This window comes from Streptomyces sp. NPDC004134 (assembly GCF_042874195.1).
Taxonomy (GTDB): domain Bacteria; phylum Actinomycetota; class Actinomycetes; order Streptomycetales; family Streptomycetaceae; genus Streptomyces.
This window is the reverse complement of record NZ_JBIAMS010000018.1, coordinates 15,323-31,771: the sequence shown is the minus strand read 5'-3', so window position 1 is coordinate 31,771 and position 16,449 is coordinate 15,323. Positions and strand designations below refer to the sequence as shown.

Below are 16,449 nucleotides of genomic sequence, written 5' to 3'. Positions count from 1 at the left end.
GTGAGGGGCCCGCAGGATGGCGACATCCGGCGGGCCCTTCGGCCGCGCTGTCGGTGCCGGCCGGTAGCCTGCACACACGTACGCGGGCAGACGAGAGGGGGCGGCCGGTGCGGGTGCTCGGAGTGGACCCGGGGCTCACGCGGTGCGGTGTGGGCGTCGTGGACGGAGCGGCGGGCCGGGCGCTGCGGATGGTCGCCGTCGGGGTCGTACGCACCCCGTCCGACGCCCCGACCCCCGAGCGGCTGCTGCTCATCGAGCGCGGCATCGAGGAGTGGCTGGACGCGCAGCGGCCCGAGGCCGTCGCCGTCGAGCGGGTCTTCAGCCAGCACAACGTACGCACCGTGATGGGCACCGCCCAGGCCAGCGCCGTCGCCATCCTCTGCGCCGCCCGCCGCGGCCTGCCCGTCGCGCTGCACACCCCCAGCGAGGTCAAGGCCGCCGTCACCGGCTCCGGCCGCGCCGACAAGGCGCAGGTGGGCGCCATGGTCACCCGGCTGCTGCGGCTCGACGCCCCGCCCAAGCCGGCCGACGCCGCCGACGCCCTGGCGCTGGCCATCTGCCACCTGTGGCGCGCCCCCGCCCAGGACCGCCTGCTGCGCGCGCGGGCCGCGGGCGCAGCCCCGCGCGCGGCGACGGCCGCCCGCGCCGCCGCCCCCGGCGTGCGGCGCACCGCTCGCCCGGCCGACCGGAGCGCCGCCGGCCAGGGCGCCCCGCGCGCGGGCCGCGCGGGCCAGGACCGCCCGGAGACCCGGGACCGCGAGATCCGGAGAGACCCCGCATGATCGCCTTCGTCAGCGGCCCCGTGGCCGCCCTCGCCCCCGACGCCGCGGTCATCGAGGTCGGCGGCATCGGCATGGCCGTGCAGTGCACGCCCGACACCCTGTCCACGCTGCGCGTCGGCAACGACGCCCGGCTGGCCACCTCCCTCGTCGTCCGGGAGGACTCCCTCACCCTCTACGGCTTCGCCGACGACGACGAGCGCCAGGTCTTCGAGCTGCTGCAGACCGCCAGCGGCGTCGGCCCCCGGCTGGCCCAGGCCATGCTCGCCGTGCACCGCCCGGACGCGCTCCGCCTCGCCGTCTCCACCGGTGACGAGAAGACGCTGACCGCCGTCCCCGGCATCGGCAAGAAGGGCGCGCAGAAGCTGCTGCTGGAGCTGAAGGACCGGCTCGGCGAGCCGCTGGGCAGCAGCGGCCTCGTCGGCAGGCAGGCCGGCGCCGCCGCGGCCGCCGGCTGGCGCGAGCAGTTGCACGCCGCCCTCACCGGCCTGGGGTACGCGCCGCGCGAGGCCGACGAGGCCGTCGCCGCCGTCGCCCCGCAGGCGGAGGAGAACGGCGCCGCGCCCCCGCCCCTGCCGCAGTTGCTGCGCGCCGCCCTGCAGACCCTGAACCGCGCCCGATGACGGCGCCCGGCCCCGGGCGCGTACGGCGAACCTCGACAGCAACCGAACCACGACGGACGGATCCACGATGACCTGGGAGGACGCCGACCCGCGGCTGGTGGACTCGGCCGCCGGCGCCGACGACCGGGCGGTGGAGACGGCGCTGCGCCCCAAGGACCTGGCCGAGTTCGTCGGCCAGGAGCGGGTGCGCGAGCAGCTCGACCTGGTGCTGCGCGCCGCCCGCCAGCGCGGCGGCGCCGCCGACCACGTGCTGCTCTCCGGCGCCCCCGGGCTGGGCAAGACCACCCTCGCGATGATCGTCGCCGCCGAGATGGCCGCCCCGATCCGCATCACCTCGGGCCCCGCCATCCAGCACGCGGGCGACCTCGCCGCGATCCTCTCCTCCCTCCAGGAGGGCGAGGTGCTCTTCCTCGACGAGCTGCACCGCATGTCCCGCCCCGCCGAGGAGATGCTCTACATGGCGATGGAGGACCTGCGCGTCGACGTCATCGTCGGCAAGGGCCCGGGCGCCACCGCCATCCCGCTGGAGCTGCCCCCCTTCACCCTGGTCGGCGCCACCACCCGGGCCGGGCTGCTGCCCCCGCCGCTGCGCGACCGCTTCGGCTTCACCGGGCACATGGAGTTCTACTCGCCGGCCGAGCTGGAGCGCGTCCTGCACCGCTCCGCCCACCTCCTCGACGTCTCCGTGGACGCCGCCGGCGCCGCCGAGATCGCCGGCCGCTCCCGCGGCACCCCCCGCATCGCGAACCGCCTGCTGCGCCGGGTGCGGGACTACGCCCAGGTCAAGGCCGACGGCGTGATCACGCGCGAGATCGCCGCCCGCGGCCTGGAGGTCTACGAGGTCGACGGCCGCGGCCTCGACCGCCTCGACCGCGCCGTGCTCGGCGCCCTGCTCAAGCTCTTCTCCGGCGGCCCCGTCGGGCTGTCCACGCTGGCCGTGGCGGTGGGGGAGGAGCGGGAGACCGTCGAGGAGGTCGCCGAGCCCTTCCTCGTACGCGAAGGGCTGCTGGCCCGTACGCCCCGCGGCCGCGTCGCCACCCCGGCGGCCTGGGCCCACCTGGGCATCCCGCCCCCGCAGCCCGGCGGCGGCATGCAGCAGACGGCGTTCTGAGCGCCCCGGCGCGCCCGCCGCGGCGTGCCGGGGGCCCGGCGGCGCGGGTGCCCCCGCGGATACCGCGGCGGCGCGGGGAGTCGCCGGTTACGGAACCCGGGTGACATGCTGGGCGTTGTTCACACGGCGGAACTCGCTTAGACTCCGCCGACGCCTTCCGGAACCGGAGGGCACCCCCGCCCCCCAGAACGAGGCCGTGGCGAACGCGGTCCTACGAAGGAAACCCGGACACCGTGGATATCACGATTCTCTTGCCGTTCATCGTGCTCATCGGGGCGATGTTCCTGATGACCCGCTCGGCAAAGAACAAGCAGCGCCAGATGACGAACATGCGGGACCAATTGCAGCCGGGCAGCGGCGTGCGGACCATCGGCGGCATGTACGCCACGGTCAAGGAGGTCCACGAGGACACCCTCCTTCTGGAGGTGGCCCCGGGAGTACACGCGATCTACGCGAAGAACTCCATCGGCGCCGTCCTCGACGACGCCGAATACAACCGCATCGTGCACGGCGCTCCGGAGTTCGACGACGAGGACATTTCGGCGCCCGACGACGCCTCCTCGCTGACCGGGTCCGCCGACGACGCCGGTGACGAGGACGCCGAGGACCGCAAGGAGACCTCGGACCGCATCGACCTCGACAAGAAGGACGCGGCCGACGACGCCGAAGGCGACGCCGGGGCAGCGGACACCACCGACGAGGACGAAAAGAAGAACGGCGGCTCCGCCGCGAAGTGACCGCGGCCCTTCGGCGGCGGCCCCGCACCTGGTGCGGAGGCGCCGCCGGCCGCGGTGAACGGGGGACCGGTCACTTTTCGCCTCGCGGCACCGCGGGGCTACACTTCGTGATCGCGCGACGAGCCCCGCCGCGCGGTGTCTGGACAGGAGAATCGAGAAGGTGGCAGCACCCAAAACGGGCCGCAGGTCCCAGGGATCTCACGGCAGGCCCTGGCGCTCCCTGCTGCTGATCCTGACCGCGATCGCCGCGCTCACCGGTGGGATGTTCCTCTCCGGGCACACCACCCCGCGTCTCGGCATCGACCTCGCCGGCGGCACCAGCATCACGCTGGAGGCCAAGTCCCAGCCGGGCAGCGAGAACGCGATCAACTCCACCAACATGGATACCGCCGTCAACATCATCGAGCGCCGTGTCAACGGCCTCGGGGTGCAGGAGGCGGAGGTCCAGACCCAGGGCGACCGGCACATCATCGTCAACATCCCCAAGGGCACCGACCAGAAGTCGGCGCGCGAGCAGGTGGGCACCACCGCGCGGCTCTTCTTCCGCCCCGTGCTGTCGTACGAGGCGAACGAGCCGCCGTCGCCGTCGCCCAGCGCCTCGGAGTCCGGGGACAAGGAGAAGGACAAGGGCAAGGACGCCTCCTCCTCGCCGTCCCCGTCCGAGACCGCCTCCGACGAGGCGAGCGACGGCACCGGCCCGAGCGACGGCGCCACCGAGCAGGGCCGCGCCCTGTCCGAGGGCCTCGCCCAGGCCGACGACTCGCCCAGCCCGTCCGAGTCGCAGGCGCCGCCCGCCGAGACGCCCCCGGCCGAGCAGGCGCCCACCGGCCAGGTCCCCGCCGACGTGCAGAAGAAGCTGGACGCGCTCGACTGCTCCGACGTCGAGGAGCGCACCAAGATCGGCGAGAACGCCAAGCCGACCGACACCGTCGTCGCGTGCGACAGCGAGGGCGCGTACAAGTACGCGCTCGGCCCGGCCGAGGTCGAGGGCACGGACGTCGACGACGCCTCCGCCACCTACGACGCCCAGTCGGGCTCCGGCTGGATCGTGCAGCTCGAGTTCAACGGCAAGGGCTCCGACAAGTTCGCCGACGTCACCGGCACCCTCGCCGGCCAGGCCCCGCCGAACAACCAGTTCGCCATCGAGCTCGACGGCGAGGTCGTCTCCGCGCCCTCCGTCGACGAGTCGATCACCGGCGGCCGGGCGCAGATCTCCGGCAGCTTCAACCAGGAGTCGGCCGAGGAACTGGCCAACGTCCTGTCGTACGGTGCCCTGCCGCTGTCCTTCGAGGAGTCCGAGGTCACCACCGTTTCGCCGGCCCTCGGCAACGAGCAGCTCGAGGCGGGCCTCATCGCCGGTGCCGTCGGCCTGGCGCTGGTGATCATCTACCTCGTCGCGTACTACCGCGGGCTGGCCCTGGTGGCCGTCGTCAGCCTCATGGTCTCCGCCGCCCTCACGTACACGATCATGGCCCTGCTCGGCCCCGGCATCGGCTTCGCGCTGAACCTCCCGGCGGTCTGCGGCGCGATCGTGGCGATCGGCATCACGGCGGACTCGTTCATCGTCTACTTCGAGCGCATCCGGGACGAGATCCGCGAGGGACGCACGCTGCGCCCCGCGGTGGAGCGCGGCTGGCCGCGGGCCCGGCGCACCATCCTGGTGTCCGACTTCGTGTCCTTCCTGGCCGCGGCGGTGCTCTTCGCGGTCACCGTCGGCAAGGTGCAGGGCTTCGCCTTCACCCTGGGCCTGACCACGCTCCTCGACGTCGTCGTGGTCTTCCTCTTCACCAAGCCGGTCATGACCCTCCTGGCCCGCAAGCGGTTCTTCGCCAGCGGCCATCCCTGGTCCGGGCTCGATCCCAAACGGCTGGGAGCCAGGCCGCCGCTGCGCGGCCGCCCGCGCACCGCCGGTCCCGTCAACCCGAAGGAGGTCTGAGATGTCGCGCCTCGGCACCCTCGGCGCCCGCCTCTACCGCGGTGAGGCCGGCTACGACTTCGTCGCGAAGCGGTTCCTCTGGTACGGCGTCTCCATCCTCATCACGATCATCGCGGTGGCCGGCTTCTTCATCCGCGGCCTGAACATGGGCATCGAGTTCGAGGGCGGTGCGGTCTTCACCACCCCGAAGACCGAGACCTCGGTCTCGCAGGCCCAGGAGGTCGCCGAGGAAGCCTCGGGCCACCAGGCGATCGTCCAGGAGCTGGGCAGCGGGAAGCTCCGTATCCAGGTCAGCAGCATCGAGACGCAGCAGTCCGACAAGGTCAAGACGGCGCTCGCCGAAGAGCTGAACGTCGACGCCAAGGACATCAACGACCAGCTCGTCGGGCCCAGTTGGGGCGAGCAGATCGCGAACAAGGCGTGGCAGGGCCTGGCGATCTTCATGGTCCTGGTGGTGATCTACCTCGCCATCGCCTTCGAGTGGCGCATGGCGCTCGCGGCGCTCGTCGCACTGATCCACGACCTGACGATCACGGTCGGCGTCTACACGATCGTCGGCTTCGAAGTCACCCCGGGCACGGTCATCGGCCTGCTGACCATCCTCGGTTACTCGCTGTACGACACGGTGGTGGTCTTCGACGGGCTCAAGGAGAGCACGAAGGACATCACCAAACAGACGGGCTTCACCTACCGCGAGGCGGCCAACCGCAGCCTCAACGGCACGCTCGTCCGGTCCATCAACACCTCCGTCGTGGCCCTGCTGCCGGTCGCCGGCCTGCTGTTCATCGGCGGCGGCGTGCTCGGCGGCGGCATGCTCAACGACATCGCGCTGTCGCTGTTCGTCGGCCTCGCGGCCGGTGCGTACTCCTCGATCTTCATTGCCACCCCGCTGGTGGTCGACTTCAAGGAGCGCGACCCCGCCATACAGGCCCACAACAAGCGGGTCGCCGCCCGGCGCGCCTCCGACGCCCGGTCCGCCGCCCGCGGCGAGAAGGGTCCTGGCGGGCACGAGGACGGCCCGGGCGCGGCCGTCGAGGACGACGACCCCGAGGACGACCCCCGCGCCCCGCAGCCCGCGGGCCAGGGCGTCGTCGGGCCCCCGCGCGGCGAAGGGCGCCGGCAGCAGCCGGTGTCCCGGCAGCGCGGCCGGGGCCGCCCCTCCGGCAGCCGCGGCGGCCGGTCGGGAGGCAAGCGCCGGTGAGCGTGCCCCAGGGGACCAGAGAGCTGCTGCTCAGCCGGATCCAGGACGTGCCGGACTATCCGCAGCCGGGCGTGATGTTCAAGGACATCACCCCGCTGCTGGCCGACGCCAAGGCGTTCGCCGTGCTCACGGACGCGCTGACGGAGGTCTGCCGGGAGCAGGGTGCGCAGAAGGTCGTCGGCCTGGAGGCGCGCGGCTTCATCCTGGGCGCCCCTGTCGCGGTGCGCGCGGGGATCGGCTTCGTGCCCGTACGCAAGGCGGGCAAGCTCCCGGGCGCCACCCTCGGGCAGGCGTACGACCTGGAGTACGGTACGGCGGAGATCGAGATACACGCCGACGCCGTGCAGCCCGGCGACCGCGTGCTCGTCATCGACGACGTGCTGGCCACCGGCGGCACCGCGGAGGCGTCCGTGCAGCTCATCCGGCGGGCCGGCGGCACCGTCACCGGCGTGGCCGTGCTGCTGGAGCTGGGCTTCCTGGCCGGCCGGGCCCGCGTCGAGCAGGCGCTCGCCGGGGCTCCGCTGGACGCGCTCGTCACCGTCTGAGCCGCCGCCGGGGCCCGCACCGGCCCCGGCGCGTCCGGAGAGGCCGCCCGGCCGGCGTTCTGCCCGGTCGGGGGCCTGGTCAGGCGGTTGCCGGGTGGTGGGGGCGCGACGGCAGATACCATGGCAGTTCCGGGGATCTCCCCGCGGGCCGTCCACCGCCAAGGAGTGCTCTTGCCAGACGAGGCTCATCGGTCCACCGCGGCGCCGCCCGAGAAGCAGCGGCAGTCCGGCGCGGCGGACCGCCCGCTGCCCGCCCGGGCCGCCGAGAACGGCTCGGGCCGCCGGACCGCGCCGCCGGAGGGGGGGACGCAGCCGGCCACTCCGGCGCGCGTCGAGCCCGCCTCCGGCCACGGCGGCGGGCAGGCCGGCCGCGGCGGCTCCCCGAGCCGTGTGCGGGCCCGGCTGGCGCGCCTCGGCGTGCAGCGGCAGAGCCCGTACAACCCGGTGCTGGAGCCGCTGCTGCGGATAGTGCGCGGGAACGACCCGAAGGCCGACACCTCGACGCTGCGCCAGATAGAGCGCGCCTACCAGGTCGCGGAGCGCTGGCACCGCGGCCAGAAGCGCAAGAGCGGCGATCCCTACATCACCCACCCGCTGGCCGTCACCACGATCCTGGCCGAGCTGGGCATGGACCCGGCCACGCTGATGGCGGGGCTGCTGCACGACACGGTGGAGGACACCGAGTACGGGCTCGAAGACCTGCGCCGCGACTTCGGCGACCAGGTCACGCTGCTGGTCGACGGCGTCACCAAGCTGGACAAGGTCAAGTTCGGCGAGGCCGCGCAGGCGGAGACCGTACGCAAGATGGTCGTCGCCATGGCCAAGGACCCCCGGGTCCTGGTGATCAAGCTCGCCGACCGGCTGCACAACATGCGCACGATGCGCTACCTGCGCCGCGAGAAGCAGGAGCAGAAGGCGCGAGAGACGCTGGAGATCTACGCCCCGCTGGCCCACCGGCTGGGCATGAACACCATCAAGTGGGAGCTGGAGGACCTCGCCTTCGCGATCCTCTACCCGAAGATGTACGACGAGATCGTCCGCCTGGTCGCCGAGCGCGCCCCGAAGCGGGACGAGTACCTGGCCGTCGTCATCGACGAGGTGCAGCAGGACCTGCGCAGCGCCCGGATCAAGGCGACCGTCACCGGCCGCCCGAAGCACTACTACAGCGTCTACCAGAAGATGATCGTGCGCGGCCGCGACTTCGCCGAGATCTACGACCTGGTGGGCATCCGCGTCCTCGTCGACTCGGTCCGCGACTGCTACGCGGCGCTGGGCACCATCCACGCGCGGTGGAACCCCGTCCCCGGACGGTTCAAGGACTACATCGCGATGCCCAAGTTCAACATGTACCAGTCGCTGCACACGACGGTCATCGGGCCCGAGGGCAAGCCCGTCGAGCTGCAACTCCGCACGTTCGACATGCACCGCCGCGCCGAGTACGGCATCGCCGCGCACTGGAAGTACAAGCAGGAGGCGACCGGCGGCGCCGCCCGCCAGCAGGGCGCCGGCACCCGCAGGGGCAGCAAGTCCGAGCAGGTCAACGACATGGCCTGGCTGCGGCAGTTGATCGACTGGCAGAAGGAGACCGAGGACCCCGGCGAGTTCCTGGACGCGCTGCGCTTCGACCTCTCCCGCAACGAGGTCTTCGTGTTCACGCCCAAGGGCGACGTGATCGCGCTGCCCGCCGGCGCCACGCCCGTCGACTTCGCGTACGCGGTGCACACCGAGGTCGGGCACAAGACCATAGGAGCGCGGGTCGGCGGCCGGCTCGTACCGCTGGAGTCCGCGCTCGACAACGGCGACACCGTCGAGGTGTTCACCTCCAAGGCGGCCGGCGCGGGCCCCTCCCGGGACTGGCTGAACTTCGTCAAGTCGCCCCGCGCGCGCAACAAGATCCGCGCCTGGTTCTCCAAGGAGCGCCGGGACGAGGCGATCGAGCAGGGCAAGGACGCCATCGCGCGGGCGATGCGCAAGCAGAACCTGCCGATCCAGCGCATCTTCACCGGCGACTCGCTGGTCACCATCGCGCACGAGATGCGCTACCCCGACATCTCCGCGCTCTACGCGGCGATCGGTGAGGGCCACATCTCCGCGCAGAACGTGGTGCAGAAGCTGGTCCAGGCGCTCGGCGGCGAGGAGGCGGCCACCGAGGACATCGAGGAGACGGCGCCGCCGCTGCCCGGCAAGGCCCGCAAGCGCCGCGCGGCCAACGACCCCGGCGTGATCGTCAAGGGCGTCGACGACGTGTGGGTCAAGCTCTCCCGCTGCTGTACGCCGGTGCCCGGAGACCCGATCATCGGCTTCGTCACCCGCGGCAAGGGCGTCTCCGTGCACCGTGCCGACTGCGTCAACGTCGAGTCCCTGTCGCAGCAGCCCGAGCGGATCATCGAGGTGGAGTGGGCGCCGACGCAGTCGTCGGTCTTCCTCGTCGCCATCCAGGTGGAGGCGCTGGACCGCTCCCGGTTGCTCTCCGACGTCACCAGGGTGCTGTCCGACCAGCACGTGAACATCCTGTCCGCCGCCGTGCAGACCTCCCGCGACCGGGTGGCCACCTCGCGCTTCACGTTCGAGATGGGCGACCCGAAACACCTGGGGCACGTACTGAAGGCGGTACGGAAGGTGGAGGGCGTCTACGACGTGTACCGCGTCACCTCCGCCCGGAACAACTGAGCACCGCCGCCACCGTCCCCGTACGTGACCGGGCCCCCGCCGCACGGCGGGGGCCCGGTCACGTACCGGCTGGTGTCAGCCGGCTGATCCCTCTCAGCCGCCGAACTCCCGCAGGCCCTTGAGCGCCTGGTCGAGCAGCGCCTGCCGGCCCTCCAGCTCACGGGCCAGCTTGTCGGCCTTGGCCGTGTTGCCCTGCGTCCGCGCCTGCTCGATCTGCCGGTGCAGCTTGTCGACGGCGTCCTGCAACTGCCCCGTCAGGCCCTCGGCGCGTGCCCGCGCCTCCGGGTTCGTACGGCGCCACTCGGCCTCCTCCGCCTCGCCGATGGACCGCTCCACGGCGTGCATCCGGGCCTCGATCTTCGTCCGCGCGTCCCGCGGCACGTGCCCGATGGCCTCCCACCGCTCGTTGATCGAGCGGAAGGCGCCCCTGGCGGACTTGAGGTCGGTGACCGGCAGCAGCTTCTCCGCCTCCGCGACCAGCTCCTCCTTGCGCGTCAGGTTCTCGCGCTGCTCGTGGTCGCGCTCGGCGAAGACCTCGCTGCGGGCCTGGAAGAAGACGTCCTGCGCGCCGCGGAAGCGGGACCACAGGTCCTCTTCCTGGTCGCGCTGGGCGCGGCCGGCGGCCTTCCAGTCCGCCATCAGCTCGCGGTAGCGGGCGGCCGTCGGCCCCCACTCGCGGGAGCCGGAGAGCGCCTCCGCCTCCTCCACCAGCTTCTCCTTGCGCCGCCTGGCCTCCTCGCGCTGGGCGTCGAGCGACGCGAAGTGCGCCTTGCGGCGCTTGGAGAACGCCGAGCGCGCGTGGCTGAAGCGGTGCCACAGCTCGTCGTCGCTCCTGCGGTCCAGCCGGGGCAGGCCCTTCCAGGTCTCCACCAGCTCCCGCAGCCGCTCGCCGGCCGCGCGCCACTGCTCGCTCTGCGCCAGCTCCTCCGCCTCGGCGACCACCGCCTCCTTGGACTCGCGCACCTCCTGCTGGTGCTTGTGCTTGGCCGCCTTGCGCTCCTCCTGACGGGCGCCGACGGCCTCCACCAGCCGGTCGAGCCGCGCCGTCAGCGCGTCCAGGTCACCGACCGCGTGCGCCTCCGTGACCTGCGCGCGCAGGTGCTCGATGGCGGTGGTGGCGTCCTTCGTGGACAGGTCGGTCGTCTGCACCCGGCGCTCGAGGAGGCCGATCTCCACGACCAGGCCCTCGTACTTGCGCTTGAAGTAGGCGAGCGCCTCCTCGGCCGAGCCCGCCTGCCAGGAGCCGACGACTCGTTCGCCGTCGGCGGTACGCACGTACACGGTGCCCGTCTCGTCGACCCGGCCCCATGGGTCGCTGCTCACAGCGCCTCCTCACATGACGCCCCGCGGGCCCGGCAGCCCGGCGGCGTCTTCCACAGTTGTCTGCGGCCGGAAAGGGGATGGGGTACCGGATCCGGCCGATCCGGCGGCGGGCGAAAGCGACTGCCGCCGGCACCCCCGCACCTGCACAACGCCAACATAGGCGAACGGCGGGCCGGCTGTCCGCATCCCGCGCGAGACCAATCCCGTAACGACGCGGCGCCGGCCGTGGCTCAGCGGTCGGTCTCCTGCGCCTTGGTGCCCTTGGTGACGGTCGCCTTGTCGATGACCACCGTCGCGTTCGGGGCGGTGTTGCCCGTCTGCGGGTCCTGCGGCTGCGCGCCGGCCTCGGCGATGGTCTTGACCGTGGCCGTGCCTTCGTCGGTGAGCTGACCGAACGGCGTGTAGTTCGGGGGCAGCGGGCTGTCCTGGTAGACGAGGAAGAACTGGCTGCCGCCGGAGTCCTTCTGACCGGTGTTGGCCATCGCCACGGTGCCCGCGGGGTACGTCCCGCCCTTGACCGCCTTGTCCTTGAGGTTCTCGTCCGGGATCGTGTAGCCGGGGCCGCCCTGGCCGGTGCCGGCCGGGTCGCCGCACTGCAGCACGAAGATGCCGGACTCCTGACCGGTCAGCCGGTGGCACGGGCTGTGGTCGAGGTAGCCCTCGTCGGCGAGGAAGCGCATGTTGTTCACCGTGTGCGGTGCCTTGCCCGCGTCCATCTCGATGCCGATGTCGCCACAGGTGGTCGACAGCGTCATCGTGTAGGTCGCCGAGTCGTCGATGTCGAGCTTCGGCTCCTTCTTCCACGTCTTGTCCGACGGCTTGCCGTCCTCCGGCTTGCCGCAGGGGTCGTGGGCCTTCTCCGGGCTCGCGCTGGGCGCCGCGGCGTCGTCCTTCTTCTTGTCGTCGTCGTCCGACCCGAAGCCGGTGAAAGCCGCGACCGCGACGACGGTGATCACCACCACCAGTGGGGCGGTGATGATCGCCGCGAGCTTGCGGTTGTGCTTTCTGCGGTCGGCGCGCCTGCGCTGCTGCCGCTCGTACTTGTCCCGGGCGAGCTGCCGCCTCCGCTGGTCCCTGCTGACCACCGCGTCTTCTCCTTCACGTCGCTGCCACACGCGTTCGTGGACCGGAATTCCGTGTGCCGTACCGTATATCGATTCGCTGCCGGATGAGGAGCGCCGGTAGTCTCGGTACGGCCGCAATTCCGGGGCCGCCGCCGGCCGCGCGGCTCCCGGCGGCGGCACACATCCGACGAGATCCGACAGGTGAAGGACGATCGTGCTCATTGCCGGGTTCCCCGCGGGCGCATGGGGCACCAACTGTTATCTCCTCGCCCCGGCCGCCGGGGAGGAGTGCGTGATCGTCGACCCCGGGCACCGGGCGGCGGACGGGGTCGCGGAGGCCGTCGCCAAGCACCGGCTGAAGCCGGTCGCGGTGGTGCTCACCCACGGCCACCTCGACCACGTCGCCTCGGTGATCCCCGTCTGCGGCGCCCACGACGTGCCCGCCTGGATCCACCCCGCCGACCGGTACATGCTCACCGACCCGGAGAAGGCTCTCGGCATGTCCGTGGGGGCGCCGCTGCTCGGCGACCTGACCGTGGGCGAGCCGGACGACGTGGCCGAGCTCGCCGACGGCGCCGAGCTGGAGCTGGCCGGGCTGAGCCTCACGGTCGCGCACGCGCCCGGCCATACCAAGGGGTCGGTGACCTTCCGGCTGCCCGAGCAGCAGGATGTGCCGCAGGTCCTCTTCTCGGGCGACCTGCTCTTCGCCGGCTCCATCGGACGCACCGACCTGCCCGGTGGCGACAGCGCCGAGATCCTTCAGTCGCTGGCCCGCGTGTGCCTGCCGCTCGACGACTCGACCGTGGTGCTCCCCGGACACGGCCCCCAGACCACCATCGGCCGCGAGCGCGCCGGCAACCCCTTCCTGCAGGAGCCGGCCGCCGGCCGGGCGGACGGCCCGGCCGCCCCGCCCCGCCACCAACGACGAATGTGACGACACCCTCCGTGAGCACTTCACCGGCCTTCAAGGCCCCCAAGGGCACCTACGACCTGATCCCGCCGCGCTCCGCGGCCTACCTCGCCGTCCGCGAGGCGTTCGCCGCGCCCGTACGCCGCGCCGGCTACGGCTACGTCGAGACCCCCGGCTTCGAGGACGTGCGGCTCTTCGCCCGCGGCGTCGGCGAGTCCACCGACATCGTGACCAAGGAGATGTACACCCTCACCACCAAGGGCGGCGACGAGCTGGCGCTGCGCCCCGAGGGCACCGCCTCCGTGCTGCGCGCGGCGCTGGAGAGCAATCTGCACAAGCAGGGCAACCTGCCGGTCAAGCTCTGGTACTCCGGCTCCTACTACCGCTACGAGCGCCCGCAGAAGGGCCGTTACCGGCACTTCTCCCAGGTCGGCGCCGAGGCCATCGGCGCCGAGGACCCGGCGCTCGACGCCGAGTTGATCGTCCTGGCCGTCGACGGCTACCGCGCGCTGGGGCTGACCGGCTTCCGGCTGCTGCTCAACTCGCTCGGCGACCAGGAGTGCCGGCCCGCGTACCGCACCGCGCTCCAGGACTTCCTGCGCGGCCTCGACCTCGACGAGCCCACCCGGGAGCGGATCGAGATCAACCCGCTGCGGGTGCTCGACGACAAGCGCCCCGAGGTCAGGGCCCAGCTCGACGCCGCGCCGCTGATGCGCGACCACCTGTGCGAGGCGTGCAAGGCGTACCACGAGCAGGTCCGCGAGCTGCTGACCGCCGCGGGCGTCGCGTACGAGGACGACCCGCGGCTGGTCCGCGGCCTCGACTACTACACCCGCACCACCTTCGAGTTCGTCCACGACGGCCTCGGCGCGCAGTCCGCCATCGGCGGCGGCGGCCGCTACGACGGGCTGTCGGAGATGATCGGCGGCCCCGCGCTGCCCTCGGTGGGCTGGGCGCTGGGCGTGGACCGCACGGTGCTGGCGCTGGAGGCCGAGGGCGTGGCGCTGGACCTGCCCGCGACCACCGACGTGTACGCGGCGGCGCTCGGCGAGCAGGCCCGCAGGACGCTCTTCGGGGTGGTCACCGAGCTGCGCAGGGCCGGGGTCGCGGCGGACTTCGCGTTCGGCGGCAAGGGCCTGAAGAACGCGATGAAGTCCGCCGACCGCTCCGGCGCGCGCTTCGCGCTGGTGGCGGGGGAGCGGGACCTCGCCGAGGGCGTGGTGCAGCTCAAGGACCTCGGCAGCGGCGAGCAGCGGGCGGTCGGGCTGGCCGAGGTCGTCGGCGAGCTGCGGAAGCTGCTGGCCTGACCCCTGCGGGTGGTGCGGTGACGGGCGGATTTACGCCGGTCGAATGCGCGGTCGGGCATCGTTGACCCCTGCCGGTGGATGGCCGGAGGGTCACCGGCCGATCACCGGTGCACCGGTGCCCGATCGCCCTGCGTTGCGGCACAATGAACTGCCGCCACCGAGCCGAGCCCACGGAAGCAGAGATGACCACGACCGCAACGAGAACGGCCCCGTCCCCGCACGAGGACCCGCCCGATTCCGGACTGATCGGGTCGGGCCGACCGTTCGCCTGGCTGCTGGTGATCGGCGGCGTGCTGGGTCTGGTCGCGTCCGCGGTGATCACGCACGACAAGATGAAGCTGCTGGAGGACCCGAACTACGTCTCGGCCTGCAGCCTGAACCCCGTCCTGTCGTGCAACAACATCATGAAGAGCTGGCAGGCGTCGGTGTTCGGGTTCCCGAACCCGTTCGTCGGCTGGATCGCCTTCCCGATGCTCGTCGTGATCGGCGTCGGCCTGCTGTCCGGCGCCACGCACCGCCGCTGGTGGTGGACCGGGCTGTGGGCGGGCTCCCTCTTCGGGGTCGGCTTCGTCACCTTCCTCCAGTACTCGTCGCTGTACAAGATCGGCTCGCTGTGCCTGTGGTGCTCGCTGGTCTGGGCGGTGACGATCCTGATCTTCTGGTACACGACCGTGCACAACGTCAAGACCGGCGTCTTCCCGGTCTCGGCGCGGGTGCGCGAGACGGTGCTGGAGTTCAACTGGGTGGTGCCCGTCCTCTGGTACGGGATCCTGCTCATCCTCATCGGCATCCGCTGGTGGTCGTACTGGAAGACGCTCCTCTGAGCGCTGTCAGTCCGGTGGCATAGGGTCACAAGCGTGGAGCCCGACCTGTTCACCGCAGCGGCCGAGGAGCGCCAGGAGAAGGATCCCGGCAGCTCCCCGCTGGCCGTCCGGATGCGCCCGCGCAGCCTCGACGAGGTCGTGGGCCAGCAGCACCTGCTCAAGCCCGGCGCACCGCTGCGGCGGCTCGTCGGGGAGGGCGCCGGCGGCCCCGCGGGCCCGGCCTCCGTGCTGCTGTGGGGCCCGCCTGGCACCGGCAAGACGACTTTGGCGTACGTGGTCAGCCAGGCCACCCAGAAGCGCTTCGTGGAGCTGTCCGCGATCACCGCTGGCGTCAAGGAGGTCCGCGCGGTCATCGAAGGCGCCCGCCGCGCCGCCGGGGGGTACGGCAAGGAGACCGTCCTCTTCCTCGACGAGATCCACCGCTTCAGCAAGGCCCAGCAGGACTCGCTGCTGCCCGCGGTGGAGAACCGCTGGGTGACGCTGATCGCGGCCACCACGGAGAACCCGTACTTCTCGGTGATCTCCCCGCTGCTCTCCCGCTCGCTGCTGCTCACCCTGGCGCCCCTCACCGACGACGACGTGCGCGGGCTGCTGCGCCGCGCGGTCGCCGCCGAGCGCGGCCTCGGCGGCGCGGTGACGCTGCCCGAGGACTCCGAGGGCCACCTGCTGCGCATCGCGGGCGGCGACGCCCGCCGGGCGCTCACGGCGCTGGAGGCGGCGGCCGGGGCGGCGCTGGCGCAGGGCGAGGCGGAGGTGTCGCTGCCGACGCTGGAGGCGGCGGTGGACCGCGCGGCCGTGGCGTACGACCGGGACGGCGACCAGCACTACGACGTGGCGAGCGCCCTGATCAAGTCCGTGCGCGGCTCGGACGTGGACGCGGCGCTGCACTATCTGGCGCGCATGATCGAGGCGGGCGAGGACCCGCGGTTCATCGCCCGCCGGCTGATGATCTCCGCCAGCGAGGACATCGGCCTCGCCGACTCCTCGGCGCTGCAGACGGCGGTCGCGGCGGCCCAGGCGGTGGCGATGATCGGCTTCCCGGAGGCGGCGCTGACGCTGGCGCACGCCACGGTGGCGCTCGCGCTGGCCCCGAAGTCCAACGCGGTGACGAAGGCCATCGGCGCGGCCATGGACGACGTGCGGGCCGGGAAGGCGGGCCCGGTGCCGGCGCATCTGCGGGACGGGCACTACAAGGGCGCGGAGAAGCTGGGGCACGCGCAGGGGTACGTGTATCCGCACGACATACCGGGCGCCATCGCCGCCCAGCAGTACGCGCCGGACGCCCTCGCCGGCCGCAGGTACTACGAGCCGACGCGGTACGGCGCGGAGGCGCGGTACGCCGAGGTGGTCGAGCGGGTGCGCGAGCGGCTGGCTGGCGGGGGCCAGGACGGCCCCGGCCGGGGCGACGAGCGCGACTGA

General features: G+C 72.5%; 14 protein-coding genes. 12 read left to right on the top strand and 2 right to left on the bottom strand.

The window, feature by feature from the left end; all coding sequences use genetic code 11:
- Positions 1-107 precede the first annotated feature (107 nt).
- The 8 genes from ruvC (at position 108) to ACFYVJ_RS22145 (ending at position 9,602) form a co-directional block, all read left to right on the top strand.
- Positions 108-782 carry a crossover junction endodeoxyribonuclease RuvC gene (gene ruvC, locus ACFYVJ_RS22180; protein WP_388893958.1) on the top strand — a complete coding sequence of 225 codons (675 nt, stop codon included), beginning with the start codon at positions 108-110 and terminating at the stop codon, positions 780-782.
- Positions 779-1,402 carry a Holliday junction branch migration protein RuvA gene (ruvA, locus tag ACFYVJ_RS22175; protein WP_388893956.1) on the top strand — a complete coding sequence of 208 codons (624 nt, stop codon included), beginning with the start codon at positions 779-781 and terminating at the stop codon, positions 1,400-1,402. Before ruvC ends, ruvA begins: the two co-directional genes overlap by 4 nt.
- Positions 1,403-1,469: 67 nt before the next feature.
- On the top strand, positions 1,470-2,513 hold the full coding sequence (gene ruvB, locus ACFYVJ_RS22170; RefSeq protein WP_388893954.1) for a Holliday junction branch migration DNA helicase RuvB: 1,044 nt from the start codon (positions 1,470-1,472) through the stop codon (positions 2,511-2,513).
- A gap of 233 nt (positions 2,514-2,746) precedes the next feature.
- Entirely contained in the window at positions 2,747-3,250 is a 504-nt protein-coding gene (gene yajC, locus ACFYVJ_RS22165; protein WP_388893952.1) for a preprotein translocase subunit YajC, read from the top strand.
- Positions 3,251-3,410: 160 nt separating this feature from the next.
- On the top strand, positions 3,411-5,186 hold the full coding sequence (secD, locus tag ACFYVJ_RS22160; protein ID WP_388893950.1) for a protein translocase subunit SecD: 1,776 nt from the start codon (positions 3,411-3,413) through the stop codon (positions 5,184-5,186).
- 1 nt (position 5,187) lies between these two features.
- Positions 5,188-6,387: a protein translocase subunit SecF gene (secF, locus tag ACFYVJ_RS22155; protein WP_388893948.1), complete on the top strand. Its 1,200-nt coding sequence runs from the start codon at positions 5,188-5,190 to the stop codon at positions 6,385-6,387.
- Entirely contained in the window at positions 6,384-6,932 is a 549-nt protein-coding gene (locus ACFYVJ_RS22150; protein WP_388893946.1) for an adenine phosphoribosyltransferase, read from the top strand. Before secF ends, ACFYVJ_RS22150 begins: the two co-directional genes overlap by 4 nt.
- A 171-nt stretch (positions 6,933-7,103) precedes the next feature.
- Positions 7,104-9,602, top strand: a complete 2,499-nt coding sequence (locus tag ACFYVJ_RS22145; protein ID WP_388893944.1) for a RelA/SpoT family protein — start codon at positions 7,104-7,106, stop codon at positions 9,600-9,602.
- Between the two features lie 93 nt (positions 9,603-9,695).
- On the opposite strand, the gene ACFYVJ_RS22140 is transcribed toward ACFYVJ_RS22145, so the two are convergent.
- Positions 9,696-10,925 (bottom strand): DUF349 domain-containing protein, encoded by a 1,230-nt coding sequence (locus ACFYVJ_RS22140; protein WP_388893942.1) that lies wholly within the window; start codon positions 10,923-10,925, stop codon positions 9,696-9,698.
- A 230-nt stretch (positions 10,926-11,155) separates the two neighbouring features.
- Complete coding sequence (locus ACFYVJ_RS22135; RefSeq protein WP_388893940.1) at positions 11,156-12,010, bottom strand: peptidylprolyl isomerase; 855 nt, start codon at positions 12,008-12,010, stop codon at positions 11,156-11,158.
- A gap of 193 nt (positions 12,011-12,203) precedes the next feature.
- Here ACFYVJ_RS22135 and ACFYVJ_RS22130 point away from each other — a divergent pair, with 193 nt between their 5' ends.
- The 4 genes from ACFYVJ_RS22130 (at position 12,204) to ACFYVJ_RS22115 (ending at position 16,449) form a co-directional block, all read left to right on the top strand.
- The gene (locus tag ACFYVJ_RS22130; RefSeq protein WP_388893938.1) at positions 12,204-12,923 is read left to right on the top strand and encodes an MBL fold metallo-hydrolase; all 720 of its coding nucleotides are present in this window, start codon (positions 12,204-12,206) and stop codon (positions 12,921-12,923) included.
- Positions 12,920-14,206, top strand: a complete 1,287-nt coding sequence (hisS, locus tag ACFYVJ_RS22125; protein WP_388893936.1) for a histidine--tRNA ligase — start codon at positions 12,920-12,922, stop codon at positions 14,204-14,206. Before ACFYVJ_RS22130 ends, hisS begins: the two co-directional genes overlap by 4 nt.
- A 182-nt stretch (positions 14,207-14,388) precedes the next feature.
- Complete coding sequence (locus tag ACFYVJ_RS22120; RefSeq protein ID WP_388893934.1) at positions 14,389-15,030, top strand: vitamin K epoxide reductase family protein; 642 nt, start codon at positions 14,389-14,391, stop codon at positions 15,028-15,030.
- Between the two features lie 33 nt (positions 15,031-15,063).
- Positions 15,064-16,449 carry a replication-associated recombination protein A gene (locus ACFYVJ_RS22115; RefSeq protein WP_388893932.1) on the top strand — a complete coding sequence of 462 codons (1,386 nt, stop codon included), beginning with the start codon at positions 15,064-15,066 and terminating at the stop codon, positions 16,447-16,449.

Bases quoted from the DNA above. Each gene is read 5' to 3' on its own strand.
- ruvA (WP_388893956.1), top strand. From the start codon at position 779: ATGATCGCCTTCGTCAGCGGCCCCGTGGCCGCCCTCGCCCCCGACGCC.
- ruvB (WP_388893954.1), top strand. From the start codon at position 1,470: ATGACCTGGGAGGACGCCGACCCGCGGCTGGTGGACTCGGCCGCCGGC.
- secF (WP_388893948.1), top strand. From the start codon at position 5,188: ATGTCGCGCCTCGGCACCCTCGGCGCCCGCCTCTACCGCGGTGAGGCC.
- ACFYVJ_RS22120 (WP_388893934.1), top strand. From the start codon at position 14,389: ATGACCACGACCGCAACGAGAACGGCCCCGTCCCCGCACGAGGACCCG.